This window comes from Rhodococcus sp. M8, from assembly GCF_015654185.1.
In the GTDB taxonomy this organism is placed as follows: domain Bacteria; phylum Actinomycetota; class Actinomycetes; order Mycobacteriales; family Mycobacteriaceae; genus Rhodococcus; species Rhodococcus aetherivorans.
This window is the reverse complement of sequence record NZ_CP064065.1, coordinates 4,668,096-4,691,351: the sequence shown is the minus strand read 5'-3', so window position 1 is coordinate 4,691,351 and position 23,256 is coordinate 4,668,096. Positions and strand designations below refer to the sequence as shown.

Below are 23,256 nucleotides of genomic sequence, written 5' to 3'. Positions count from 1 at the left end.
GCGAATGAACCATCGCGTCGGCCTGATCGAGTGAGGGGTACATTCGCTCGGGCCGCGGGGCGATCCGGCAGTCGTTAGCCTGGGACGATGAGCACTCCCGTGATCACGCTGAATTCCGGAACCACCATCCCGCAGCTCGGCCTGGGAGTCTGGCAGGCCACCAACGAGCAGACCGAACACGCCGTGCGCTTCGCCCTCGACGAGGCCGGCTACCGGCACATCGACACCGCCGCCGCGTACGGGAACGAGGAGGGCGTCGGGCGCGGTATCGCGGCCTCCGCGGTCCCGCGGGAGGACGTCTTCCTCACCACGAAGCTGTGGAATGCCGACCAGGGCTACGACCGGGCACTGCAGGCGTTCGACGAGAGCCTCCGCCGCCTGGGCACGGACTACGTCGACCTGTACCTGATCCACTGGCCGTTGCAGGACAACGACCGGTTGCTGCGCACCTGGGACGCACTCGAGAAGATCGCCGGGTCCGGCCGGGCGAAGGCGATCGGCGTGTGCAACTTCGAGCCGCACCACCTGCAGCTGCTCGTCGATCGCGGCGGCATGCTGCCCGCCGTGGACCAGGTGGAGCTGCACCCGCACCTGCCCCAGCAGGAGATCCGCGCCTTCGCGGCCGACCACGGTATCGCCGTCGAATCGTGGAGCCCGCTGGGCGGTACCAGCAATTCCGGGTGGGGGCGCGATTCCAAGCCGAACACGCTGCTGATCGATCCGATCATCACGCGCATCGCGGACCGGCACAGCAAGTCCGCGGCCCAGGTGCTGATCCGCTGGCACCTGCAGAACGGCCTGATCGTGATTCCGAAGTCGGTCCACGACGCGCGGATCGCGCAGAACTTCGACGTGTTCGACTTCGAACTCGACGACCTCGACCTGAGCGAGATCGCGACCCTCGACGACGGCACGCGCGTCGGCATGCACCCGGACGAGATGAACATCGGCGCGCCGGACTGACGGACGATCCCCGCACGGGCAGCCGCGCCCCTCGGCACGCGGCTGCCCGTTTCCGGGCGTATTCGCCGATCACCTTGCGCTTCCAGGACGCAGCACGAATAGTAGAACACGTTCTCATTCAGGACCCGGTCGGTCGCGGGTTCGCGATCGGTTCGCGCAGAGGGGCAGGACGTGACGACACACATGATCTCGGGCACCCCGATCGAGATGCCGGTGCGGATTCGGACCGCGACGGCATTCATGGCGATGTACTCGGTGCCCGCCGCCCCGGCTCGGGCCCTGATCGATCACACGGGACTCGAACTGCTGCACCACCGCCCGGGGCGCGGTATCTGCATCCTGGTGTTCGTGGACTACGTCGACGGAGATCTCGGACCCTACAACGAGTTCGGCGTGTGCTTCCTCGTTCGTGACCATCGCCGGCGCGGCGGTACCGTGCTGCAGGATCTGCGGGAACTCGCCCGCGGCGGCGCCGGCGCCCTGATCCATCAACTGCCCGTCGACGGCGAGCTCACCCTGGCGGCAGGACGGGGAATCTGGGGGTTCCCCAAGATCCTCGCCGACTTCGACGCCGACCACGCCGGCGCCGTCAAGCGCGCGTCGGTGAGCCGGGACGGGCAGCTGATCGCGGAACTGTCGGTGCGCCCGGGCCTCGCGGTTCCCGGGCGTGGTGCCGCCGCCTCCGTCACGGCCTACGCCCATCTGGACGGGATCACCCGGCGCACCGGATGGGCGATGAATCCCGCCGGCGTGCGCAGCCGCGTCGGCGGTGCCACCCTGCGCCTCGGAACCCACCCCATCGCCGGCGAACTGCGCGCGCTGGGGCTGCCCCGGCGCGCGCTGCTCACCTCGTCGATCCCCCGTCTGCAGATGACCTTCGGAGACGCCGAACCGATCTGATCCGGCCTTCGGGTTTCGACGCCCGTCGCAGCGGGCACCCACCGACTCGAAGACACAATCGATCGGTGAGGTCACCATGATCAACAACAGCGACATCGATGCACTTGTCGGCGCCACCGTCTACGGACCCGGCGGCGACAAGCTCGGCAAGGTCGGCGAGGTCTACCTCGACAACCGCACCGGGAACCCTGCTTGGATCACCGTCGTCACCGGCCTGTTCGGCACCCGTCGGCATTTCGTGCCGATCGACGTCGCCGAGCTGGACGGCAAGGACATCCGTCTGCCGTTCGACAAGGACACGGTGACCGGCGCCCCGAACATCGACGAGGACGGCCGTCTCACCCCCGAGGAGGAGACGCAGCTCTACCGCTACTACGACAGGGCGGATACCGACACCGACACCGGTCGTGCACCGGACGTCGACCGGACGCCCGACGCCGATCGGCTGCGCGACACCGACCGGACACCGGACACCGACCGGACACCCGACGCCGATCGGCTGCGCGACACCGACCGGACACCGGAGACCCATCGGACGCCGCAAGGAGGCGCGCCGGGTGTGTCCACCTCGGCTCCGCCGTCGGCCACACCGTCGCATCCCGGTGGCACCGGTGACACAACGCAACACGGCGCCCCCTCGCCCGGCCCGCGACTCCACAAGCGGGTCGTGACCACCGAGTACTACGTCGACGAGGGCGCCCCCGGCCAGCACCCCGACCAGGAGGACCGACGATGATCGAACGTGAGCCCGCCGGTGCCAGTGCCGCCGGCCGAGACCCCGTTCCCGGCCGCGACCCCGTTCCCGGCCGCGAGCGCGTGGTCACGGACGACCGGGTGACGGACCGCACCACCACCGCCGCCGCGCCCTTCGAGGAGCGGGTGACGACGAAGCCGGCCAAGACGAGTGTGGCCGCCGCCCTCGCACTCGCTGTCGGCACCGCCGCCCTGGTGTGCGTGCTCTCGCTCGTCCTCTCCCCCGTGGGCCTGGTGCTGTCCCTCGTCGGGCTCGTGCTCGGCATCGTGGGCCTTCGCGCGGCACGTCGCCTCGGCGTGACCGGGCGCGGCGTCGCCATCGCGGGCATCGTGCTCAGCATCGTCTCGCTCGTGCTGTCGATCGCCTACGTGGCGGGTGTGGTGACGGTGCTCAACAACGACCGCATGGTCGAGCAGCTCGAACAGCAACTCGACCGGGCCCGCGACCAGCTGCCCGACAGCATCCAGGTGCCCCAGCCCGGCGAGTAACCGTCCGGCCGGCCGTGCCGGCCCCCTAGAGCCAGGTGTCCTCCGAGGTACTGGTGAGAAACGCCTCGAGGTCGTCGCGCCAGGGGGCCGGCACGGTCTTGTCCGGCTCGATGCCGGTGTACTGGCCGCGATAGAACAACAGCGGCCGCTCCTTCTCGTCGCGCACCTCGCTGAGCGAGGACACCCGTCCGAACACCACCCAGTGGTCGCCGCCGTCGTGCACGGTCTCGACGGTGCAGTCGATGTGCGCCAGGGATCCGGTCAGGACGGGCGAGCCGAGCGGTGACGGGCTCCACTCGACGCCGGCGAACTTGTCCGGCTCCCGGGACCCGAACCGGGCGCACGTGTCCTGCTGCTCCTCCGCGAGCACGTTGACGCAGAAGCGCCCGGATCGTTCGATCGCGGACCACGACCGCGACGTCCTCGTCGGGCAGAACAACACCAGCGGCGGCTCCAGCGACAGCGCCGCGAACGACTGGCAGGCGAATCCCACCGGCTCGCCCGCGTCGACGGTGGTGATGATCGTGACCCCCGTGCAGAACTGGCCCAGCACGTTCCGGAAGACCCGAGGGTCGATCCCACCGTCGTCGGGGGTGGTCACGGCTGCATCCCCACGCTGAAGTCGTGACCCCACAGGCTGACCGCTGTGGACTCCCGGGCGATCCACTCCTCGTCCTTGACCTGCCTTCCCTCGCAGCCGAATTCGACGTCGAAGCCACCCGGGGTCTTCATGTAGAACGAGAGCATGAGGTCGTTGACGTGCCGGCCCAGCGTCGCCGACATCTTCACCTTCCGGCGCAGCGCCCGGTCCAGGCACAGCCCGACGTCGTCGGCGTTCTCCACCTCGATCATCAGGTGCACGATGCCACTCGGCGTGGGCATCGGCAGGAACGCCAGGCTGTGGTGCCGTGGGTTGCACCCGAAGAAGCGGAGCCAGGCCGGTTTCCCGTCGGCCGGGCGGCCCACCATCTGTGGCGGCATGCGCATCGAGTCCCGCAGCCGGAAGCCGAGGACGTCGCGGTAGAAGTGCAGGGCCTCCTCGTCGTCGCGGGTGGACAGGACGACGTGCCCGAGTCCCTGCTCGCCGGTGACGAACCGATGCCCGTACGGGCTGACCACGCGGCGGTGCTCGAGCGCCACCCCGTGGAACGCCTCGAGGGTGTTGCCGGACGGGTCCTGGAACACGATCAGCTCGTCCACACGACGGTCGGCGAGCTGCTCGGCCGTGCCCTCCTTGAACGGGACCCCGGCGGCCGCGAGGTTGTCGCGCACCTCCTGCAGCTCGGCGGCGTTCGCCGTCTCCCAGCCCGCGACCAGCAGCCGGTCGCTCTCGTGCGGCTCGATGATCAGCCGGGCCGGGAAGTCGTCCATCCGCAGGTACAGGGCGTCCGGGTGGACACCCTTGCCCTCCACCATGCCGAGCACCTTCAGCCCGTACTCGCGCCAGGCGTCCATGTCGGTGGCGCCGATGCGCAGATACGCGAGGGATCGGATACCCATGTCAGACACTCCCGTCGCTTCGCTCGCCCCGACCGCTCCGGTCGGTCAGGAAATCGATTGTCAGGCGGTTGAACTCGTCGAACTTCTCGAGCTGGGCCCAGTGCCCGCAGCCGCCGAAGACGTGCAGCTGGGCGCGGGGGATGAGCTTGAGCGCGACGAGTGCCCCGTCGAGCGGATTGACCCGGTCCTCCCGGCCCCAGATCAACAGCACCCGCTGCCGCAGCTTGTACGCGTCGCGCCAGAGCATCCCCAGCTCGAAGTCCGGTCCGGAGAACGACTTTCCCATCGCGCGCGCAGCGGCGAGCGACTCGGGGGTGCTCGCGGCGGCGAAGCGTTCCTCGACCAGCTCCTCGGTGATCAGCGACTGGTCGTACACCATCACCCGGAGGAACGCCTCGAGCTTCTCCCTGGTCGGGCCCTCCGGCGGCGCCGCGAACCGGCCGAGGTGCTTAACGCCCTCGGTAGGGTCGGGCGCGAAGAGATTGACGCTCAATCCCCCCGGCCCCATCAACACGAGCCGTCCGGCCCGGTCCGGGAAGTCCAGTGCGAACCGCACCGCGGCACCGCCGCCGAGCGAGTTGCCGAGCAGGTGCACGCGCCCGTCGACGCCGAGGTGGTCGAGCAGGTCCTTCAGCGCGGTGGCGCTGTGCACGAAGTACTGCGGATGCTCGGTGGGCTTGTCGGACTTGCCGTAACCGGGCTGGTCGACACAGATGATGTGGAAGCGCTCGGCCAGCACGGGGATGTTGCGGGCGAAGTTGGACCAGCCGGAGGCGCCTGGACCGCCGCCGTGCAGCAACACGATCGTGGTGTCGTGTCCGACCCCCGCCTCGTGGTAGTGCAGCCGCAGGTCGTGGCGCACCTGAGCGAACCGGGACGTCGACTCGTAGGTGATCTCTTCCGTCGCAGTCAATTCGGTCTCCCTACACCATCGTGTCGGTGATCGGCAGTCCGAACTCGCCGGCGCCGAACATCACATAGGCGCGCTCGGCGTCGTTGGCGGCATGGACACGCCCGGCGTGGGCGTCGCGCCAGAACCGTTGGATCGGCGTGCCGTTGGCGAGGGCGGTGGCACCGGAGTTCTCGAACAGCAGGTCGATGGACGCGATGGCGCGGCCGGTGGCGCGGACCTGGTCGCGACGGGCGCGCAGCCGCAGTTCCATCGGGACCTCCTCGCCGGCGACGAGGTGCGCGTACTCGTCGGCGACGTTTCCGGACAGCTGGCGCCACGCGGCGTCGATGTCGCTCGAGGCCTCGGCGATCCGCACCTTCGAGAACGGATCGTCCTTGGACTTCTCCCCCGCGTAGGCGGCGCGCACGCGCTTGCCCTGATGCTCGACGTGGGCCCGGTAGGCGCCGTAGGCCATGCCGACGATCGGCGTGGAGATCGTGGTGGGATGGATTGTGCCCCAAGGCATCTTGTAGACCGGCGCGGTGTTGCGCTCGAGGCCGGGGGCGGTGAGGTTGCTCATCGCCTTGAAGCTGAGGAAGCGGTGCCGGGGCACGAACACGTCCTCGACCACGATCGTGTTCGACCCGGTGCCGCGCAGGCCGACCACGTTCCAGACGTCGTCGATCCCGTAGTCCGCGCGCGGGATCAGGAAGCTGCCGAAATCGACGGGGCGGCCGTCCTTGAGGACTGGGCCACCGACGACGACCCACGTGGCATGGTCGCACCCGGAGGACCATGCCCACGCGCCGTTGACCCGGTAGCCGCCGTCCACGACCTCGCCGGCGCCCATCGGGGCGTAGGAGGAGGAGATGCGCACGTCGGTGTCCTCGGCCCATACGTCCTCCTGGGCCTGCTGCGAGAACAGGGCCAGGTGCCAGTTGTGGACACCGATGATCCCGGACACCCATCCGGTGGAGCCGCACGCGCTCGCGATGTTGCGGACAGCCGTGTAGAACAGCACCGGGTCGGCCTCGTAGCCGCCCCACTGCTTCGGCTGGAGCAGCCGGAAGAACCCCGTCTCCTGCAGCGCCTTGATCGAGTCGTCGGGGATGCGGCGAAGATCCTCGGTCTCCTGTGCACGTTCCCGCAGGGCGGGCAGCAGCGCGTCGATCCGCTGCAGTACCTCGTGGCTCTCGTGGTCGCCCACTGGACGCTCCCGTCTGTTCCGGAAATGATCGCTTGCTTCGAGACTAGAACACGTTCCCATTCATGTCGAGACCGCGGAATCACCGCACGTCGGCGTCTTTTCTGTGGGACGAAAGTCCCGGATCGCTTCCGGATCGCCGCAATATTCTATAACGTGTTCTACTAGATGAACCGAAGGGAAGTGAGGGGACAATGGCACAGATTCGCGAGATCGACGTCGGAGAGGTCCGCACGCGTTTCGCGCGGGGTTGGCACTGCCTCGGGCTCGCCAGGACGTTCAAGGACGGCAAGCCGCACGCCGTCGAGGCCTTCGGCACGAAGCTCGTGGTCTGGGCCGACAGCCAGGGCGACCCGAAGGTCCTCGACGCCTACTGCCGGCACATGGGCGGCGACCTGTCGCAGGGTGAGATCAAGGGCGACTCCGTCGCCTGCCCCTTCCACGACTGGCGGTGGGGCGGCAACGGCAAGTGCACCGGCATTCCCTACGCCCGTCGCGTGCCGCCGCTCGCCCGCACCCGCTCCTGGCTGACGATGGAGAAGAACGGGCAGCTGTTCGTATGGAACGACCCCGAGGGCAACCCCCCGCCGCCGGAGGTCACGATCCCCGATATCGAGCAGTACGGGTCGGGTGAGTGGACCGACTGGACGTGGAACTCGATCCTCATCGAGGGCGCCAACTGCCGGGAGATCATCGACAACGTCGTGGATATGGCGCACTTCTACTACATCCACTACGCGTTCCCGACCTACTTCAAGAACGTCTTCGAAGGGCACGTCGCCGCGCAGTACCTCAACACCCGCGGCCGGCCCGACAAGGGCATGTCCACCCAGTACGGCATGGAGTCGCTGCTGAAGTCGTTCGCGGCGTACTACGGTCCCTCCTACATGATCAATCCGATGACCAACAGCTACGGCGGCTACGAGGTCGAGTCGGTGCTGATCAACTGCCACTACCCCGTGACCCACGACTCGTTCGTGCTGCAGTACGGCATCATCGTCAAGAAGCCGACCGGGATGTCCGACGAGATGTCGGCCAAGCTCGCCGCGAAGTTCACCGAGGGCATCGGCGAGGGCTTCCTGCAGGACGTCGAGATCTGGAAGAACAAGACCAAGATCGACAACCCGCTGCTGTGCGAGGAGGACGGCCCGGTCTATCAGCTGCGACGCTGGTACGAGCAGTTCTACGTCGACGTCGCCGACGTCACCGAGAAGATGACGCAGCGCTTCGAATACGAGGTGGACACCACCAAGGCCAACGAGGCGTGGCAGGCGGAGGTCGCCGAGAACCTCGCGCGGCAGAAGGCCGAGCAGGAACAGGGCAAGCAGGAAGCGGAGGTCTGACGATGGATCCCTCGACCCGGGCGCGCCGGTGGGCGAAGGCCCCGGACTTCGCCGGCCAGCCCGCGCGGGTCGAGGCGGTCCGCGCGCAGACCGCCATCGACAAGATCAACTACCTGGATTCGGGCCTGCACGAGGTGCGGTGCCGCGAGTGCGGCACCTGCGTGCTGGTGCGCAAGAACAGCTTCGACCACACGAGCGTGCAGTGGTGCGAGAACCCCGCGTCGGTGTGCCCGAACTTCCGGGACGACGCGACCCCGGGCGCCCTGCGAGACGGCTGCCCGCAACTGCGCGCAAGCATCGAGCAGGCGGTGCTCGACGGCCGGATCACCGTGCCGGACTGACGTCGCCGCGCCGCGGAGCGGCGAGTTGTTCGAGCGAATCGAGCACCGGCGCCGTCGCCGACACCCGATAGACGTGCCGCACCCGGTACTCCTCGAGCTGACCCACCGTCAGGGATCGTCAGTCCATCCATCCTTGCCGAGCGCGTTGCATGTCAACCCGCTTCCCGGCCACGGGGGTGCCCTCTTCGAGCAGGAGTGCCGGTGCACGACCGCCGTGACACGAGGCGGTTGTTCCGTCGGCGTAGACGACTCGCCACCAGGGAACGTTGTCGTCCAGCAGGCTCATCGCTCGGCCCACCTGCCGTGGACCCGCCCCGATTCTCTTGCCGATATCGCCATAGGAGGCAACCGAGCCCGGAGGGATGGCAGCGACTGCCTCCCGGACCGCGTCGATGATGCTCGTCTCGTCTCGAGTGACCATCGGGATTCCGGCCCCCTAAAGCTTCTTCAGCGCATCGCCTTTGTGCATCGCGATGTGCTCGGTCTTGTCGCTCTTGATCTCGTATTGAGGGTCACTCTCACTGCAACGCCGTGTGCGCCCCTTGAACTCCACGTCCTTCGTGTGCTTCCTGATGATGACGCCCTCGACGTATCCGGCTTCGGAGTTCCACCGGACATGGTCGCCAACGGAGAAGTCAGTCGTCATAGCCCTTCCTCCACTCGATGTTCGTCCTCGTGAGGCTACCCGGCTCACGGCTTCTGTATGCCGGCGGAAGAGGCGACAGCAGATCGCCGGCAGGCGGGGTTGGCTGGCGAGTCGGTCTTCGGGCAACTGGTGCCGATCGATATCGTCGGCTGTGGTCATCGCGTGGTATCCCTCGAGACCGTTGCCACCTGACGACCGTCTACTCAGCATCGCTCTATGCTGGCGTGGTGTTCCTTCTATTCGGATACGGCACCAAGCGGCAACACCTCGGCTCCGGGCAGACCCGAACGTGCCCGCGCTGCCACAACACCACACAGTGGGCACGGATCCGGGAATTCAGCCAGTTCACGTTGTTCTTCGTTCCGGTCGCGCGATGGAAGCGCCGGCAGCTGGAGGAATGTGGCATCTGCGGCACCGCCGTCGAAGTCTGAGCGCCTTCATCGTCGACGCGCCACCGACGGAGCGTGCGTCGGCGCACTCAGCCGACACGGTTGTTCAACAGCTGCAGCACCCTGTGCTGTCACACGAAAATCGTTGCGCAACAGAGACTTCTACAATCCGGTCGAAACACTCCGTCAGGGGCACTGTTTCCCGGGCGCGCGACCGTTTCCACGACCCCACCCCCATCGACCACCAGACCGACTACCGACTACCGACTACCGGCTACCGGCTACCGGCTACCGGCTACCGGCTACCGGCTACCGGCCCGAGATGATAGAACCGATTTTCTTGGGGCACAGGGTGATCCTGTCGAATGCCATCCATCGGGTGGCGAGCAGCGCAGCGGCACGTTCGCCGAGGCACCGCAGAAGGCGGCCTCTGGTGGGCCGGCCAAGTCCAAGCCTGATCCACGGCATCGGCAGCTGCGAGACAGTGGTCGGCTCGATCCTCACCGAAGCTCCCCACATCATCACTCGCCCACTGCTCGGTCACGTCAAGAGCTGAAACTGCTCAGCGCCCTTCTCCGACACCACCCGGTCGGGAAACCATGCCCGCTGGGGCACTGCCCCCAGCGGTGTCCGCGCGACGCCGCCGACCGCATGGGCGGCCGTTCTCCGGCACGACCTGCGCGACCCCACCCCGATCGAGGCGAGTGAGGAGATGTGCACCGCCCGCCGAGCCCGGACTGCCGGGCAACGCACGGACGCCGCAGGACCGGTGGTGACCGATGCACCGCGCGAGGCCGGTCGAGGAGGACGAAGTTCGATGCCGTCACAGCGATGAGTCCGCCGACGCCCGCAGGTCTACCTTTGCGACCGAGACACATCACTTCACCGGGAGCCACGCCATGGGCCTGATCGACATCGAACTGTTCACCACCCTCGACCTCGTCGGACAGGCACCCGGCGGCCCCGACGAAGACCCGGAAGGGTTCCCGTTCGGCGGCTGGCAGGCACCCCTGCTCGACGAGGTCACCGGCGCGCAGATCGGGGCCGCCTACGAAGGCACCGATGCCCTGCTGCTCGGCCGCCGGACCTACGACATCTTCGCCGCCTACTGGCCGTACCAGGACGGCGGCGAGGACCACGAGATCGCCACGCTCTTCAACAGCGTCCCGAAGTACGTGGCCTCCCGCGGTCGGCCCGACCTCTCCTGGGCCGGATCCACGCAGCTCGGCCCGGATCTGGCCGGCGCGGTGCGCGAAATCCGGGACCGGCACGAGCACGTCAAGGTCGTCGGGAGCCTGAATCTGGTCCAGACCCTGCTGCGCGAGAAACTCTTCGACCGGCTCGACCTGTGGGTGCACCCGATCGTGCTCGGCGTCGGGAAGAAGGTGTTCGACGCCGGCGCGGTGCCCACCAACCTCACCCTCCTCGCACCGCCGGTCGCCGGCCCGACGGGCACCGTGTACCTGCGCTACGGGCGCGCCGACGGCATACCCGGCACCGGGGACATGAGCGCCCCCGACCGCGGCGCCGGGCGAGACGGCTGAACCCGCCCCGCACCAGCTGGGTCCGTGTCCTCGGGGGTGCCTCCGCCAGGTCTGCCGACGTCGTTCCCGGCGGCGCAGCACCGGCGAGGGAGTCCCCCGACACGAACACAGCAGTGCCCAGCGGTGGGTATTCGGGCGTTATGTGCCGCAGAAGGTTCGGAAGGTTGCACTGAACGACGACGGGGCGGGTGTGGTGTAGTCGGACCACTCGTCACGGCGGTCGAACGGATGCGTGACGACCTCGAGCAGCTTCTCGAAAGCAGCGAGCTCACCGTCGGCCGCGGCACGCAGAGCCGCATCGAGCTGATGATTGCGCGGGATGTACAGCGGGTTCACGCCGTCCATCGCGTCCGCGGTCTGCGCTGTCCCACGCCCCTGTGTGCTCAGGGCGCCCCGCCAGCGATCCACCCACGGCCCGATGTGCTCGCGCGGGACGAGGGCGTGCAGCGGCGCCGAATGCCCACGGAGTTCGTCCGCGAGCGCCCGGAAGCTGCCCGTCCAGTCGGCGCCGTGTTCGGCCATCAACCTCAGCAGGTCGTCGACCAGCGCTCGATCGAGGAGCGTGCCGGCCACCCCGAGCTTGGCCGCCATCCCGGCGGCGTAGTGGCCCTCGTAACGCGCGTCGAAGGTATCGAGGACTGCCGACACCGCGGCAATCGCGTCATCCGGCGTCGAATCGAGCATCGGCAGCAGCGTTTCCGCCAAGCGCGCCAGATTCCACTTCAGGACAGCGGGCTGATTGCCGAACGCATAACGGCCGCCGTGATCGATCGAACTGAACACCGCCGCCGGATCGAACGCATCGAGGAAGGCGCACGGACCGAAGTCGATGGTCTCCCCCGAAATGGTCGTGTTGTCGGTGTTCATCACCCCGTGCACGAACCCGGTGAGCATCCACTGCGCCACCAGTGCTGCCTGCGCCTCGACCACCGCCTCGAAGAACGCCAGGTAGCGACCGCCCTCACCCGTCGCCGGCAGCTCGGTCAACTCCGGGTAGTGGCGGGTGATCGCGTAGTCGGCGAGCCGCTGCAGGACCCCCTCCTGCCGGGCCGCGAATTCGAAGGTGCCCACCCGCAGGTGACTGGCCGCGACCCGGGCGAGCACGGCACCGGGCTCGGCGCCGTCTCGGCGAACGCGGCGGCCCGTCGCGACCACCGACAGCGCACGCGTCGTGGGAATACCGAGGGCATACATGGCCTCGCTGACCAGGTATTCGCGCAGCATCGGGCCGAGGACCGCGAAGCCGTCACCGCCCCGAGAAAACGGCGTGGGCCCCGAGCCCTTCAGGTGCAGATCCACTCGCCGACCGTCACTGCCCACCACTTCGCCGAGCAGCAACGCCCGGCCGTCCCCGAGTAGGGGTGCGTACCCGCCGAACTGATGTCCCGCATACGCCATCGCGACCGGCGTGGCCCCAGCCGGCGCCGTCGATCCGGACAGCACCCCGATCCCGACCTCGCTCCGCAGCACCTCCACGTCCCATCGCAGCGACACCGCGAGCTGCTCGTTGAGCACCAGCAACGTCGGGTCGGGGGCATGAGCGCCCTGCCACGGCACCGCCAGGGCGGCCAACTCGTCGGCAAAGGTGCTCTCGAGGCGCGCCACCGCCGAGTTCGTGCCTACCGTGGACTCCGGGAATGCCGCCATCAGTCGAGGGTAACCATCGCACCACCTGGCCCGCCGCTCACGACCGAGAACGCACCCGGCCACCAGCTCGCGGTGCTCGACGTCACCGCACCGCGAGCCCACACTCCCCGTCACCGGCAGGGCTCGTCCTGCTCGTCACCGCAGCCACCCCGACGCGGGCCGCGTCGGCTCGGCAAGGCCCACCGCGTCGGCAGCGGGCGCCCAGGTGGGCGCAGGCCCGAGTGCGCTCGATTCGCCACGTGCCACCGTCTGCGACCAGGGGAACGCCGGGCCCGGCGGCGGCCGTGGCGGCGGACAGCTGCGCCGGGCCGAGCCGGCGCCAGGCCCCGCGCAGCACTCGGTGACGGTGCACGGAGCGGGCGGGGGTCACGACGCGGGCACCGGCCTGGAATCGTGACCGGATCGGCTGGTGCGACGAGAGCGGGCCAGAGCCAGCCCACCGAGGACCGTGCCGATCAGCCCGAGCGCCACGGCGAGGACGGCGCCGGCGAGCCCGTTGCCGGTGCCGAGTCCACCGGCGGAGTTGGCCCCGTGCACCCCGCCGGCGATGACGCTGATCGGTCCCAGCACCAGGGCCACGATCGTCCGAGCTCGTCCGGTGCCGGTGCGGCGGGATCGGGCCAGGGCCAGCCCACCGGCGACGGCGCTGATCAGCCCCAGCACGGCTGCCGCGGTGGGCACGGTTCGCCCGACGCCGAGCTCGTAACCGGCAGCGACAACGGAGACGTGCGTGATCGCCGGTGCGGCAAGCAAATCGAGGACAGGCATTGCGGATCCTTTCGGTCGAACGACGGGTTCCGGCCGCGCTCATGGAGGCCTCCGTCGTTGAGCGGACGCATACGATCGTCGCGTCTCGGCAACGGGGTGTCCTCGGACAGCGGGCGGCAGCCGATACGAAGTTCGACGTAGGTGGCTCGCGCGCAACCACGCTCCTCGACGTAGGCGGCCGCGCAGTTCGCGGGAGTTGTTTTCCCACCCGGAACCATATGATCGCGCCATGCCGGATCGCGTCACGTTGTTCCGCCCGCCCGCCTGGGCGCAGGATGTGCTGCTGGCGGTATTCATCACTGTCATGCAGGTCCAGGGCACCGTCGTCCGCAACAGCGGGGAGCCCGAAGCAGTGCTGCGCCCCCTGTCCGACCTCGGGAACCTCGGCTACCTGCTGTTGATCGCCGGTGGCGCGGTCCTGGTCCTGCGCCGCCGCTGGCCAGTCGCAGTGTTCGCCGTGACCGCGCTCGCCAGCATGGTGTACTACACCCTCGACTTCCCGGACGGCCCCGGATGGCTGGGCCTGTTCGTGGCCCTCTACACCCTCACCGCCCGCGGCGACGGACGTCGCTCGCTGGTGATGGCCGTTGTGGGCATCGCAGCACTGGCCGCGGTCTGGCTGATCGCCGCGACCGACATCGAACCCCCAGCCGCCGTCGGCTGGGTGTACTTCCGGATCGGCGCCGCGGGCATGAGTGCCGCCCTCGGGGAGAGCGTTCGCTCGAGGAGAGTGATCGCGGAAGAAGCACTCGAGCGCGCCGAACGGGCCGAACGCTCTCGTGAGGACGAAGCACGCGCCCGGGTCGACGAGGAACGGCTCCGGATCGCGCGCGAGGTCCACGACACCGTCGCGCACGCCATCGCCATCATCAACGTCCAAGCCGGCGTCACCGCACACGTACTGGACAAGCGACCGGAACAAGCACGCCAGACGCTCGAGGCCATCGAGCAGACCAGTTCCCGGGCCCTGCAGGAGATGCGGGCCATCCTCGGGGTCCTTCGCGACGACAACGACGGCCGCCTCCCACCCCCAGGGCTCGGGCAGGTCGACGAACTCACCGCCAGGGCACGCGAAGCCGGGCTCGACGTCGAGTTGGAGACGACATCACCCCCACCGCCCGTACCCAGCGCGGTAGGCAGCGCCGTGTACCGGATCCTGCAGGAGTCGATCACCAATGTGATTCGCCATGTCGGACCGACCAAGGTCGCGGTCGCCCTGAACTACGGCCCCGACGCCGTGGAAGTCCGCGTGACGAACGACGGCCCGCGTGCGGATGGGGACACCGACAAAGCAGCCAGAGGCGCCGACCGTGCGGACGCCGGGTTCGCCGGCACGGACACACGCGGCCGCGGGATCGTGGGGATGCGCGAGCGTTGTCAGCTCTTGGGCGGCGACTTCGACGCCGGCCCGCTCCCGGGCGGCGGCTTTGCCGTCACCGCCCGGCTGCCCTTGGCCCCGGCCCCATCGGTGACGGTATGAACCCGGTGACAGGCGCATCCGGCCGCGACACTCCGATCAAGGTCCTACTCGTGGACGACGAGCATCTGGTGCGGTCCGGCTTCAAGATCCTCCTCGAGGTCGAGGACGGCATCACGGTGGTCGGGGAAGCCGCAACCGGCGCCGAAGCCGTGGAGCAAGCCCGGGCCCTGCGCCCGGATGTCGTGCTCATGGATATCCGTATGCCGAAGATGGACGGCATCGAGGCCACCCGGCAGATCGCCACCACCAACGGGCTCCAATACGTACGCATCCTCATCCTGACGACCTACGACACCGACGCCTACGTCTTCGAAGGCCTCCAGGCCGGCGCCAGCGGCTTCCTGCTCAAAGACGCGGGTCCGGCCGAGCTCCTGCACGGCATCCGCGTGGTCGCCGCCGGAGAAGCTCTGCTCGCACCGCGCATCACGCGCCGCCTCATCGCCCAGTTCACCACCCAGCGCACAGCCGACAAGGCCGCCGATCATCGGCTCGAGGTCCTCACCGACCGGGAACGCGAGGTCCTGACGCTGGTAGGTATGGGCATGAGCAACAACGAGATCGGCGCCGAACTCTGCCTCAGCCCGGCCACCGCCCGCACCCACGTCAGCCATGCCATGGTGAAACTCGGTGCTCGCGACCGCGCGCAACTGGTCGTCATCGCCTACCGAACGGGACTTGTGAAGCCGTAGGCGATCGGCCTGTCGACCCCGCGATCCGAATCTTCTCTGCTCGACGATCTCTCAGACGAGAGGGGTGTCTGTGCCGGCGACCGCCCGAGCACTCCGTAGCCTGACGAGGCATGAGTGATGCGGATATCCACTTCTACTTCGACCCGGTGTGCCCGTTCGCCTGGATGACCAGCAAGTGGGTGCGCCTGGTGGCGGCCCAGCGCGAATTCCGAGTCGACTGGCGGTTCATTTCGCTGCGCCTGATCAACGCGCACGTCGACTACGACACTCACTTCCCGCCCGAGTACGAAGCCGGTCACACGAGTGGGCTGCGGCTGCTCCGGGTCGCGGCGCGAGTGCGGGCGGAGCACGGGCGCGAGGCGGTGGATCCGCTGTACCGGGCGCTCGGTGCGTGGATATTCGAGACCACGCCGGACGCCGACAACACCGCCGGACCGGAACAGCAAGGAACGCGGGCTTTCCTCGAGCCGATCCTGGCCCGGGCGGGCCTACCCGTGCAGGTGGCGGACGCGCTGGACGACCCCTCGCTCGATGCGCTCATCCAGGCGGAGACCGACGAGGCACTGCGCCTGACCGGCAGAGACGTCGGCACGCCGATCATCCACTTCCAGCCGCCGAACGGCGTGGCCTTCTTCGGGCCGGTGATCAGCCGGCTACCCGGCGAAGAGGACGCCCTCCGCCTGTGGGACCACGTCGTCGGGCTGACGAGCTTCCCCGGCTTCGCCGAACTCAAACGTAGCCTGCGCGAACTGCCGCAGCTGCCCGGCCTCGGCGTCGCTCCCGACGAGGTGGGAGTGGAGCAGGACTGGCACGGTGGCAGTCGACGAACCAAGAGATGAGCAACCGGCGCCGGCCACCCCGGCACCGTTCGGCCCGACAGCCAGGTCGAGACGGCTGCCGTTGTGTATGTCCGATGCGGACCGGTAACGGATAGCCTCGAGCCATGATGCTGGCGAACGTCTGCGAGCTCTATCGAGACGCAGGCTTTCTCGGGCAGCCAGCGGCTGCCGCCACCAGCCTGGCCTTCGTGATCGCCGGCCTGGCCGTGCTCGCACGTCGTCGGCAGGGCACGCCGACGGTGACCTACGGTCTCCTCGTCATCGCGGTCGGCGCCGGATCCCTCATAGCGCACGGACCGAACCCGCCGTGGCAGGCCTACGCACACGACATACCGATCGCGACATTGCTCGCTTACACAGCCGTCGACGCCGCTTCCGACCGGTTCGACCGACGGCTGTCGCCGCGGTGGTGGCTCGTCGTTCCGTTCGTGATGGTTCCCGTCGTCGCAGCCGGCTCGAGTGCCTCCACGATCGTGCAGGCACTGCTCGCCGCGGTCACTGTGGGACTCGCTTTGGAACGCGCCCGCGTCCGTCCGCACCTGCGCCGCACGACGATCGTCGCGGCACTGCTTCTCGCGTCCGGCGCCGTGCTCGGCACCATCGGCGACCGGACCTCGCTCTGCCGGCCGAGTAGTGTCCTGCAAGGCCACGCGCTGTGGCACATTCTCGCCGCCACCGGACTGTGGCGGCTCTCGCCCACGATCGGTTCACGGTCCCCCCGGATATCGGCCAGGACATCGCGGCATCTGTCGGGTCGGGCCGGGCCGGGCCGGAGACGGCCCGGGCAGGCTTGACCGCGTCGGTGGCACATGCACCGTCCTTCATCCACCCGGCCACGGGCAGAGCACCCCGGACGGGCTCCGCAGCGCGAGCACCGGCGAAGTCCCTCGATACCCGCCCCTGCGCTCCGGGAATCGTTGCCGCGTTCCACGGCTCGATACCCTGGAACGATGGGCGCGCTGTTCGCGATGACGATTCCGGGACTGGCCTGCCTGCTGGTGGGCGCGGCCGCGGTCGAGGTGTTGTGGAGCCGTCTGACGGGTCATCGCCTGCTCCGGCGCAGCGGGGACGGTCGCACACGGCCGGTGGCGGCAACGGGGTTCGAGGAGGTCGGTGCGGTGTTCGAAGGGTCGCGGCGATTCGAATTCGAACAGCGACAGACCTCGCTGATGGACCGTGAGGACGCCACCGGTGGCGAACCCGGATGGCTGAGCGTCGAAACCCGTTGGGGCCGAATGTCACATTGCGTCGATCGAATTGACGCGATGTGACATTCGGTCGGTCGGTCAGGCGGTCTGCTGTTCGCGCTGGAGTTCGAGGGCGATGTCGATCAGCTGGTCCTCCTGGCCGCCGATGAGCTTGCGCTTGCCCGCCCGCACCAGCAGCTCCGCGGCGGAGACCCCGTACCGCTCGGCCTGGCGCTCGGCGTGGCGCAGGAAGCTCGAGTACACCCCGGCGTAGCCCATCATCAGGGCCTGACGGTCGAGCAGGCACTCGGCGGGCATCACGGGGCGCACGACGTCCTCCGCGGCGTCCGCGACGGCGAAGAAGTCGATGCCGGTCTTGATCCCCACCTTGTCGCATACGCCGACGAACGCCTCGACCGGGGTGTTGCCGGCACCCGCGCCGAACCGGCGGGCCGACCCGTCGATCTGCTTGGCACCCGCGCGGACCGCCGCGATCGAATTCGCCACGCCCAGGCCGAGATTCTCGTGCCCGTGGAAGCCGACCTGCGCGTCGGAACCCAGCTCCGCGACGAGCGCCTCGACGCGTTCGGCGACCTGCTCGAGAACGAGCGCGCCGGCCGAGTCGACGACGTACACGCACTGGCAGCCCGCGTCGGCCATGATGCGGGCCTGCTCGGCCAGCTTCTCCGGGGTGACGGTGTGCGCCATCATCAGAAAGCCCACGGTCTCGAGCCCGCGCTCGCGGGCGAGCCCGAAGTGCTGGACGGACACGTCCGCCTCGGTGCAGTGGGTGGCGATGCGGCAGATCGAGGCGCCGTTGTCCTGCGCCTCGATGATGTCCTCCTTGATGCCGACGCCGGGCAGCATGAGGAAGGCGATCTTCGCGTGCTGCGCGGTGTCGACGGCGATCTTGATCAGTTCCTGCTCCGGCACTTTCGAGAACCCGTAGTTGAACGAGGACCCGCCGAGGCCGTCGCCGTGCGTGACCTCGATGACGGGGACGCCCGAGAGGTCGAGGGCGGCGACGACGGCGCGCACCTCCTCCCGGTCGAACTGGTGACGCTTGTGGTGCGAGCCGTCGCGCAGCGACGTATCGGTCACGCGGATGTCCCACGACGGCTCGAAGAAGATGTCGTCGCGACGGAGATCGGAGTTCGAAGAGGTCATCGGAGTCAGGCCTTCACGGTGGAGTTCGAGGGGAGGGAGTCCGCCGAGAGGAGCGCGCGGGCGATCTCCTCGCCCACCTTGGTGGCGGCCGCGGTCATGATGTCGAGGTTGCCGGCGTACGGCGGCAGGAAGTCGCCGGCGCCCTCCACCTCGACGAAGGTGGTGACGGTGGCGTGCCCGCCGGACACGACGGTCGGCTCGTCGAACTGTGGTTCGTTGAGCAGGCGGTAGCCGGGCACGTACTCCTGCACGTCGGCGACGACGCGGTGGATGGACTCGGCGATCGCGTCCCGGTCGGCGTCCTCGGGGATGGCACAGAAGATGGTGTCGCGCATGATCATCGGCGGGTCCGCCGGATTGAGGATGATGATCGCCTTGCCCTTGCGGGCACCGCCGATGGTCTCGATGCCCCGGCTGGTGGTCTTGGTGAACTCGTCGATGTTGGCGCGGGTGCCCGGCCCGGCGGACACCGACGCCACCGACGCCACGATCTCGGCGTAGGGCACGTCCACCACCCGGGAGACGGCGTGCACGATCGGGATGGTGGCCTGACCGCCGCAGGTGATCATGTTGACGTTGGGCACGTCGAGATGCGCCCCGAGGTTCGCCGGTGGCACGACGGCCGGTCCGACGGCGGCAGGGGTGAGGTCGATCGCCCGGATGCCGGCCGCCTCGTACCTCGGCGCCGCCGCCCGGTGCACGTACGCGGACGTCGCCTCGAACACCAGGTCCGGCTTCTCCGGCTGCGCGAGCAACCAGTCGATGCCCTCGGCCGACGTCTCCAGGCCGAGCGTGCGGGCGCGGGCGAGGCCCTCGCTCGCCGGGTCGATGCCGATCATCCACCGCGGCTCGAGCAGGTCCGAACGCTGCAGTTTGTAGAGCAGGTCGGTGCTGATGTTGCCCGACCCGACGATCGCGACACTTGCCTTGGCCATTGCTTCTCCTTGCAGTCGGGACCGGGTGGTCACGAGAACGTGAGCGAGACGGAGCCCAGTCCCGCGAACTCGGCGTGGAACTCGTCGCCCGGGCGCGCGTCGACGGCCCGGGTGCACGAGCCGGGCAGGACGATGTCGCCCGCCTTCAGCCGCACTCCGAAACTCTCGACCTTGCGGGCGAGCCAGGCGACGGCGGTGACGGGATTGCCGAGCACCGCGTCGCTGCGCCCCTCGGCAATCCGTTCGCCGTTGCGGCTGAGCACGGCATCGATGCCCTTGATGTCGACGCCGGACGGCGCCACCCGCTGCGCGCCGAGCACCCATCCGGCGGAGGAGGCGTTGTCGGCGATAGTGTCCGCGAGGCCGATCTTCCAGTCCTTGATCCGGCTGTCGATCAGTTCGATGGACGGCGCGAACGCGACGGTGGCGTCGAGGACGTCGCTCTCGGTGCAGTCCGCGCCGGGCAGGTCCTTGCCGAGCACGAAGGCCACCTCGACTTCCACCCGCGGGAAGCAGTACCGCGAGGTGTCGACGGGACGGTCCTCGAAGACCTGCATGTCGTCGAGCAGGTGGCCGTAGTCGGGTTCGTCCACGCCCATCATCTGCTGCATGGCCAGCGAGGACAGCCCGACCTTGTGGCCGACCACGCGGGCACCGGCCGCGAGCCGGCGACGGATGTTGATCAGCTGGATCTCGTAGGCGTCGACGACGTCGATGTCGGGGTGCCGGGCCACGAGCGGGTCGACGGGGGTGCGGTCGCGTTCGGCGGCCTCGAGCTCGTCCGCCAGCCGGGTGCGCAGTTGCGTCGGCAGCATTGCGGTTCCTTCCTGTTCACCGGCGACCGGCATGTTCTGCAACCTGTTTCCGTTCGGCCCGTGGTGTGCGGGTGATTCTTCCTGGCAGAAGGGATGGACTCACCGCGCCATCATTCTATAACGTGTTCTACATGATCAAGCAGGAATACGACATCGTCGTAGTCGGCAGCGGTGCCGGCGGAATGACCGCCGCGCTGACCGCCGCGCACCAGGGCGCGAGCGTCGTCCTGATCGAGAAGGCACCCCACTACGGCGGCTCGAGCGCGCGCTCGGGCGGCGGGGTGTGGATCCCGAACAACGAGGCCCTGAGGGCCGCCGGGGTCACCGACACCCCGGACTCGGCCCGCACCTACCTGCACAGCATCATCGGCGACGTGGTGCCCGCCGACAAGATCGACACCTACATCGACCGCGGGCCCGAGATGCTGTCCTTCGTGCTGAAGCACAGCGCCCTGGAACTGCAGTGGGTGCCGGGCTACTCCGACTACTACCCCGAGGCCCCCGGTGGCCGGCTCGGCGGGCGGTCCGTCGAGCCGAAGCCGTTCGACGGCAAGCGCCTCGGCGACGACCTCGCCCTGCTCGAGCCCGACTACGTCAAGGGCCCGCCGAACTTCGTCATCACCCAGGCCGACTACAAGTGGCTCAACCTCCTCATGCGCAACCCGCGCGGACCGGTCCGCGCCGCGAAGGTCGGCATGCGATACCTGTGGGCCCGCGCGACGAGGAAGCACCTGCTGGTCCGCGGCCAGGCGCTCATGGCCGGACTCCGCGTCGGCCTGCGCGACGCCGGGGTTCCGCTGCTGCTCAACACCGCCCTGACGGACCTCGTCGTCGAGGACGGGGTGGTGCGCGGTGTGCGCGTCGAGTCGGACGGACAGCTGCACACCATCCGGGCCCACCGCGGCGTCGTGATCGCCTCCGGCGGCTTCGAGCACAACGAGCAGATGCGCACGCAGTATCAGCGCGCCCCGATCGGCACCGAGTGGACCGTCGGCGCGAAGGCCAACACCGGGGACGGCATCCGCGCGGGCCAGACTCTCGGTGCCGCCGTCGATTTCATGGACGACGCCTGGTGGGGCCCGTCCTTCCCGCTCACCGGCGGCCCGTGGTTCGCCCTGTCCGAGCGCAGCCTGCCGGGCTCGATGATGGTCAACGCGGCCGGCCGGCGCTTCGTCAACGAATCCGCTCCGTACGTCGAGGCGGTGCACGCCATGTACGGCGGCCGCCACGGCCGGGGCGACGGACCCGGCGAGAACATCCCGTGCTGGATGATCCTCGACCAGCGCTACCGCAATCGCTACACCTTCGCCGGCATCACGCCCCGCAGTCCCTTCCCCAAGCGGTGGCTGAAGGCGGGTGTGGTGGTCCAGGCCGGCTCGATCAACGAGCTCGCCGAGAAGATCGGCGTGCCGGCGCAGACCCTCACCGCGACCGTCGAACGATTCAACGGCTTCGCCCGCGCGGGCCGGGACGAGGACTTCGGACGCGGCGAATCCGGCTACGACCACTATTACGGCGACCCGCGCAACAAGCCCAATCCGAGCCTCGGCGCCATCGACAAGGCCCCCTTCTACGCGATCAAGGTGGTGCCCGGCGATCTCGGCACCAAGGGCGGCCTGCGCACCGACGCCGACGCCCGGGTCCTGCGCGAGGACGGGACCGTGATCGAGGGTCTCTACGCGGCCGGCAACGCCAGCGGTCCCGTCATGGGCCACACCTACGCCGGCCCCGGCGCCACGATCGGCCCGGCCATGACCTTCGCCTATCTCGCGGTTCTCGACGCCCTGGGCCGACCGGAGCAGCCCGCCGCGCGGCCGATCTCCGAGACCGCCCAACAGCACTGAGCCGCACTCGATCCGGCCGAACCCCGTCCGCCGAACAGAAAGGGTCCCGCGTGCCCATCGATCCCGCCGTCGCACTCGGCGCCGAACTGCCCGCCCAGGAATTCGCCTGGAGCAGCAGCGACGTTCAGCTCTATCACCTCGGTCTCGGCGCCGGCGCGCGTCCCACCGACCTCGGTGAGCTGCGCTACCTGCGCGACGGCGATCCGCAGGTCCTGCCCACCTTCGCCACCGTCGCCGCGACGTTCCACGCCACCGAGCCGCCGAAGGTCTCGTTCCCGGGCATCGAGATCGACCTGGCGAAGGTGGTGCACGGCAGCCAGGAGGTGACGGTGCATGCTCCCCTGCCACCGGAAGGCAAGGGCCGCACCGTGACCCGAATCGCCGAGGTGTGGGACAAGGGCAAGGCCGCGGTGATCGTGCAGGAGTCGACGACCACGGATCCGGCCGGCAACCCGCTGTGGACGGCCCGCTCGTCCATCTTCGCCCGCGGCGAGGGCGGCTTCGGCGGCGAACGCGGACCGTCCGAGTCCGTCGAATTGCCGGACCGAGCACCCGATTTCGAGGTGGATGTCGCGACGCTGCCGCAACAGGCCCTGCTGTATCGGCTGTGCGGCGACCGCAACCCGCTGCACTCGGACCCGCAGTTCGCGCAGGCCGCCGGGTTCCCCGCTCCGATCCTGCACGGGCTGTGCACGTACGGGATCGTCTGCAAGACGCTCACCGACGCGGCGCTCGACGGTGATGCCGCGTCCGTGCACGGATTCACGGCCCGGTTCGCCGGCGTCGTCTTTCCCGGCGAGACCCTGCGGGTGCGCGCCTGGCGCACCGGCGACCGGCTGCTCGCGACCGCCGCGGTGGTCGAGCGCGACCTCGCGCCCGCCCTCACCGACGTGGTCCTCACCATCGCCTGACACCCCGTCC

At 69.0% G+C, this 23,256-nt stretch carries 27 protein-coding genes; 15 read left to right on the top strand and 12 right to left on the bottom strand.

Going from position 1 to position 23,256, the window contains the following annotated elements; all coding sequences use genetic code 11:
• Nucleotides 1–87 precede the first annotated feature (87 nt).
• The 4 genes from ISO16_RS21270 to ISO16_RS21255 all read left to right on the top strand — a co-directional run bounded on the left by ISO16_RS21270 (nt 88) and on the right by ISO16_RS21255 (nt 3,105).
• Nucleotides 88–963 carry an aldo/keto reductase gene (locus tag ISO16_RS21270; protein WP_029540948.1) on the top strand — a complete coding sequence of 292 codons (876 nt, stop codon included), beginning with the start codon at nt 88–90 and terminating at the stop codon, nt 961–963.
• A gap of 183 nt (nt 964–1,146) precedes the next feature.
• A complete protein-coding gene (locus ISO16_RS21265; RefSeq protein ID WP_072634267.1) occupies nt 1,147–1,863 on the top strand; it encodes an acetoacetate decarboxylase family protein in 717 nt (238 codons plus the stop codon).
• Nucleotides 1,864–1,939: 76 nt separating this feature from the next.
• A complete protein-coding gene (locus ISO16_RS21260) occupies nt 1,940–2,599 on the top strand; it encodes a PRC-barrel domain-containing protein (protein WP_065923059.1) in 660 nt (219 codons plus the stop codon).
• Nucleotides 2,596–3,105 (top strand): DUF4190 domain-containing protein, encoded by a 510-nt coding sequence (locus ISO16_RS21255; RefSeq protein ID WP_006937762.1) that lies wholly within the window; start codon nt 2,596–2,598, stop codon nt 3,103–3,105. The genes ISO16_RS21260 and ISO16_RS21255 overlap by 4 nt, the downstream gene beginning before the upstream one ends.
• 25 nt (nt 3,106–3,130) lie before the next feature.
• Here ISO16_RS21255 and hsaB read toward each other — a convergent pair whose 3' ends face one another.
• The 4 genes from hsaB to hsaA are packed head-to-tail and all read right to left on the bottom strand — an operon-like array spanning nt 3,131 to nt 6,704.
• Nucleotides 3,131–3,706 (bottom strand): 3-hydroxy-9,10-secoandrosta-1,3,5(10)-triene-9,17-dione monooxygenase reductase subunit, encoded by a 576-nt coding sequence (gene hsaB, locus ISO16_RS21250; protein WP_029540935.1) that lies wholly within the window; start codon nt 3,704–3,706, stop codon nt 3,131–3,133.
• Nucleotides 3,703–4,605 carry an iron-dependent extradiol dioxygenase HsaC gene (gene hsaC, locus ISO16_RS21245; RefSeq protein WP_006937760.1) on the bottom strand — a complete coding sequence of 301 codons (903 nt, stop codon included), beginning with the start codon at nt 4,603–4,605 and terminating at the stop codon, nt 3,703–3,705. The genes hsaB and hsaC overlap by 4 nt, the downstream gene beginning before the upstream one ends.
• Before the next feature lies 1 nt (nt 4,606).
• The gene (gene hsaD / locus ISO16_RS21240; protein ID WP_072634266.1) at nt 4,607–5,518 is read right to left on the bottom strand and encodes a 4,5:9,10-diseco-3-hydroxy-5,9,17-trioxoandrosta-1(10),2-diene-4-oate hydrolase; all 912 of its coding nucleotides are present in this window, start codon (nt 5,516–5,518) and stop codon (nt 4,607–4,609) included.
• Nucleotides 5,519–5,528: 10 nt separating this feature from the next.
• Nucleotides 5,529–6,704, bottom strand: coding sequence for a 3-hydroxy-9,10-secoandrosta-1,3,5(10)-triene-9,17-dione monooxygenase oxygenase subunit (hsaA, locus tag ISO16_RS21235; protein ID WP_006937755.1), 1,176 nt, complete (start codon nt 6,702–6,704; stop codon nt 5,529–5,531).
• 191 nt (nt 6,705–6,895) lie between these two features.
• Here hsaA and ISO16_RS21230 point away from each other — a divergent pair, with 191 nt between their 5' ends.
• Both ISO16_RS21230 and ISO16_RS21225 read left to right on the top strand, forming a co-directional pair.
• Nucleotides 6,896–8,044, top strand: coding sequence for a Rieske 2Fe-2S domain-containing protein (locus ISO16_RS21230; protein WP_029540927.1), 1,149 nt, complete (start codon nt 6,896–6,898; stop codon nt 8,042–8,044).
• A gap of 2 nt (nt 8,045–8,046) precedes the next feature.
• On the top strand, nt 8,047–8,385 hold the full coding sequence (locus ISO16_RS21225; RefSeq protein ID WP_006937751.1) for a hypothetical protein: 339 nt from the start codon (nt 8,047–8,049) through the stop codon (nt 8,383–8,385).
• On the opposite strand, the gene ISO16_RS28965 is transcribed toward ISO16_RS21225, so the two are convergent.
• Genes ISO16_RS28965 through ISO16_RS21215 form a run of 3 tightly spaced genes read right to left on the bottom strand, consistent with a single transcriptional unit; the run spans nt 8,369 to nt 9,031 of the window.
• Nucleotides 8,369–8,491, bottom strand: coding sequence for a hypothetical protein (locus ISO16_RS28965; RefSeq protein ID WP_268256882.1), 123 nt, complete (start codon nt 8,489–8,491; stop codon nt 8,369–8,371). The genes ISO16_RS21225 and ISO16_RS28965 overlap by 17 nt on opposite strands.
• A gap of 12 nt (nt 8,492–8,503) precedes the next feature.
• Entirely contained in the window at nt 8,504–8,806 is a 303-nt protein-coding gene (locus ISO16_RS21220) for an MGMT family protein (protein ID WP_006937742.1), read from the bottom strand.
• Between the two features lie 15 nt (nt 8,807–8,821).
• The gene (locus ISO16_RS21215; RefSeq protein WP_006937741.1) at nt 8,822–9,031 is read right to left on the bottom strand and encodes a DUF2945 domain-containing protein; all 210 of its coding nucleotides are present in this window, start codon (nt 9,029–9,031) and stop codon (nt 8,822–8,824) included.
• A 224-nt stretch (nt 9,032–9,255) separates the two neighbouring features.
• Between ISO16_RS21215 and ISO16_RS21210 the strand changes: the two genes are divergently transcribed.
• Nucleotides 9,256–9,462 carry a zinc-ribbon domain-containing protein gene (locus tag ISO16_RS21210; RefSeq protein ID WP_037200466.1) on the top strand — a complete coding sequence of 69 codons (207 nt, stop codon included), beginning with the start codon at nt 9,256–9,258 and terminating at the stop codon, nt 9,460–9,462.
• A gap of 857 nt (nt 9,463–10,319) precedes the next feature.
• Nucleotides 10,320–10,964 (top strand): dihydrofolate reductase family protein, encoded by a 645-nt coding sequence (locus tag ISO16_RS21205; RefSeq protein WP_072634264.1) that lies wholly within the window; start codon nt 10,320–10,322, stop codon nt 10,962–10,964.
• A gap of 138 nt (nt 10,965–11,102) precedes the next feature.
• On the opposite strand, the gene ISO16_RS21200 is transcribed toward ISO16_RS21205, so the two are convergent.
• Nucleotides 11,103–12,611, bottom strand: coding sequence for a protein adenylyltransferase SelO (locus ISO16_RS21200; RefSeq protein WP_072634263.1), 1,509 nt, complete (start codon nt 12,609–12,611; stop codon nt 11,103–11,105).
• A gap of 366 nt (nt 12,612–12,977) precedes the next feature.
• Nucleotides 12,978–13,379 (bottom strand): DUF6223 family protein, encoded by a 402-nt coding sequence (locus ISO16_RS21195; RefSeq protein ID WP_072634262.1) that lies wholly within the window; start codon nt 13,377–13,379, stop codon nt 12,978–12,980.
• A gap of 229 nt (nt 13,380–13,608) precedes the next feature.
• On the opposite strand from ISO16_RS21195, the gene ISO16_RS21190 reads away from it, so the two are divergent.
• The 5 genes from ISO16_RS21190 to ISO16_RS21170 all read left to right on the top strand — a co-directional run bounded on the left by ISO16_RS21190 (nt 13,609) and on the right by ISO16_RS21170 (nt 17,658).
• A complete protein-coding gene (locus ISO16_RS21190; RefSeq protein ID WP_072634261.1) occupies nt 13,609–14,859 on the top strand; it encodes a sensor histidine kinase in 1,251 nt (416 codons plus the stop codon).
• Nucleotides 14,856–15,548, top strand: coding sequence for a response regulator transcription factor (locus tag ISO16_RS21185; protein WP_043797531.1), 693 nt, complete (start codon nt 14,856–14,858; stop codon nt 15,546–15,548). Before ISO16_RS21190 ends, ISO16_RS21185 begins: the two co-directional genes overlap by 4 nt.
• A 110-nt stretch (nt 15,549–15,658) precedes the next feature.
• Nucleotides 15,659–16,387, top strand: a complete 729-nt coding sequence (locus ISO16_RS21180; RefSeq protein WP_072634260.1) for a mycothiol-dependent nitroreductase Rv2466c family protein — start codon at nt 15,659–15,661, stop codon at nt 16,385–16,387.
• Nucleotides 16,388–16,491: 104 nt separating this feature from the next.
• Nucleotides 16,492–17,181, top strand: a complete 690-nt coding sequence (locus tag ISO16_RS21175) for a hypothetical protein (RefSeq protein ID WP_072634259.1) — start codon at nt 16,492–16,494, stop codon at nt 17,179–17,181.
• A 156-nt stretch (nt 17,182–17,337) separates the two neighbouring features.
• Nucleotides 17,338–17,658, top strand: coding sequence for a DUF6191 domain-containing protein (locus ISO16_RS21170; RefSeq protein ID WP_006943319.1), 321 nt, complete (start codon nt 17,338–17,340; stop codon nt 17,656–17,658).
• A gap of 15 nt (nt 17,659–17,673) precedes the next feature.
• Here the strand turns inward: ISO16_RS21170 and dmpG are convergent, their stop codons facing one another.
• The 3 genes from dmpG to ISO16_RS21155 are packed head-to-tail and all read right to left on the bottom strand — an operon-like array spanning nt 17,674 to nt 20,491.
• Complete coding sequence (gene dmpG, locus ISO16_RS21165; protein WP_006943321.1) at nt 17,674–18,741, bottom strand: 4-hydroxy-2-oxovalerate aldolase; 1,068 nt, start codon at nt 18,739–18,741, stop codon at nt 17,674–17,676.
• Nucleotides 18,742–18,746: 5 nt separating this feature from the next.
• Nucleotides 18,747–19,676: an acetaldehyde dehydrogenase (acetylating) gene (locus ISO16_RS21160; protein WP_029540875.1), complete on the bottom strand. Its 930-nt coding sequence runs from the start codon at nt 19,674–19,676 to the stop codon at nt 18,747–18,749.
• A 29-nt stretch (nt 19,677–19,705) separates the two neighbouring features.
• Nucleotides 19,706–20,491, bottom strand: coding sequence for a 2-keto-4-pentenoate hydratase (locus ISO16_RS21155; protein ID WP_072634258.1), 786 nt, complete (start codon nt 20,489–20,491; stop codon nt 19,706–19,708).
• A 131-nt stretch (nt 20,492–20,622) separates the two neighbouring features.
• Between ISO16_RS21155 and kstD the strand changes: the two genes are divergently transcribed.
• Nucleotides 20,623–22,335, top strand: coding sequence for a 3-oxosteroid 1-dehydrogenase (gene kstD, locus ISO16_RS21150; RefSeq protein ID WP_083662437.1), 1,713 nt, complete (start codon nt 20,623–20,625; stop codon nt 22,333–22,335).
• A 50-nt stretch (nt 22,336–22,385) separates the two neighbouring features.
• Nucleotides 22,386–23,246: a MaoC/PaaZ C-terminal domain-containing protein gene (locus ISO16_RS21145; protein ID WP_043797541.1), complete on the top strand. Its 861-nt coding sequence runs from the start codon at nt 22,386–22,388 to the stop codon at nt 23,244–23,246.
• The last annotated feature ends 10 nt before the right edge of the window (nt 23,247–23,256 follow it).

Bases quoted from the DNA above. Each gene is read 5' to 3' on its own strand.
- ISO16_RS21270 (WP_029540948.1), top strand. From the start codon at position 88: ATGAGCACTCCCGTGATCACGCTGAATTCCGGAACCACCATCCCGCAG.
- ISO16_RS21265 (WP_072634267.1), top strand. From the start codon at position 1,147: ATGATCTCGGGCACCCCGATCGAGATGCCGGTGCGGATTCGGACCGCG.
- ISO16_RS21260 (WP_065923059.1), top strand. From the start codon at position 1,940: ATGATCAACAACAGCGACATCGATGCACTTGTCGGCGCCACCGTCTAC.
- ISO16_RS21255 (WP_006937762.1), top strand. From the start codon at position 2,596: ATGATCGAACGTGAGCCCGCCGGTGCCAGTGCCGCCGGCCGAGACCCC.
- hsaC (WP_006937760.1), bottom strand. From the start codon at position 4,605: ATGGGTATCCGATCCCTCGCGTATCTGCGCATCGGCGCCACCGACATG.
- ISO16_RS21230 (WP_029540927.1), top strand. From the start codon at position 6,896: ATGGCACAGATTCGCGAGATCGACGTCGGAGAGGTCCGCACGCGTTTC.
- ISO16_RS21225 (WP_006937751.1), top strand. From the start codon at position 8,047: ATGGATCCCTCGACCCGGGCGCGCCGGTGGGCGAAGGCCCCGGACTTC.
- ISO16_RS21220 (WP_006937742.1), bottom strand. From the start codon at position 8,806: ATGGTCACTCGAGACGAGACGAGCATCATCGACGCGGTCCGGGAGGCA.
- ISO16_RS21215 (WP_006937741.1), bottom strand. From the start codon at position 9,031: ATGACGACTGACTTCTCCGTTGGCGACCATGTCCGGTGGAACTCCGAA.
- ISO16_RS21205 (WP_072634264.1), top strand. From the start codon at position 10,320: ATGGGCCTGATCGACATCGAACTGTTCACCACCCTCGACCTCGTCGGA.
- ISO16_RS21200 (WP_072634263.1), bottom strand. From the start codon at position 12,611: ATGGCGGCATTCCCGGAGTCCACGGTAGGCACGAACTCGGCGGTGGCG.
- ISO16_RS21195 (WP_072634262.1), bottom strand. From the start codon at position 13,379: ATGCCTGTCCTCGATTTGCTTGCCGCACCGGCGATCACGCACGTCTCC.
- ISO16_RS21190 (WP_072634261.1), top strand. From the start codon at position 13,609: ATGCCGGATCGCGTCACGTTGTTCCGCCCGCCCGCCTGGGCGCAGGAT.
- ISO16_RS21185 (WP_043797531.1), top strand. From the start codon at position 14,856: ATGAACCCGGTGACAGGCGCATCCGGCCGCGACACTCCGATCAAGGTC.
- ISO16_RS21180 (WP_072634260.1), top strand. From the start codon at position 15,659: ATGAGTGATGCGGATATCCACTTCTACTTCGACCCGGTGTGCCCGTTC.
- ISO16_RS21175 (WP_072634259.1), top strand. From the start codon at position 16,492: ATGATGCTGGCGAACGTCTGCGAGCTCTATCGAGACGCAGGCTTTCTC.
- ISO16_RS21170 (WP_006943319.1), top strand. From the start codon at position 17,338: ATGGGCGCGCTGTTCGCGATGACGATTCCGGGACTGGCCTGCCTGCTG.
- dmpG (WP_006943321.1), bottom strand. From the start codon at position 18,741: ATGACCTCTTCGAACTCCGATCTCCGTCGCGACGACATCTTCTTCGAG.
- ISO16_RS21160 (WP_029540875.1), bottom strand. From the start codon at position 19,676: ATGGCCAAGGCAAGTGTCGCGATCGTCGGGTCGGGCAACATCAGCACC.
- ISO16_RS21155 (WP_072634258.1), bottom strand. From the start codon at position 20,491: ATGCTGCCGACGCAACTGCGCACCCGGCTGGCGGACGAGCTCGAGGCC.
- kstD (WP_083662437.1), top strand. From the start codon at position 20,623: ATGATCAAGCAGGAATACGACATCGTCGTAGTCGGCAGCGGTGCCGGC.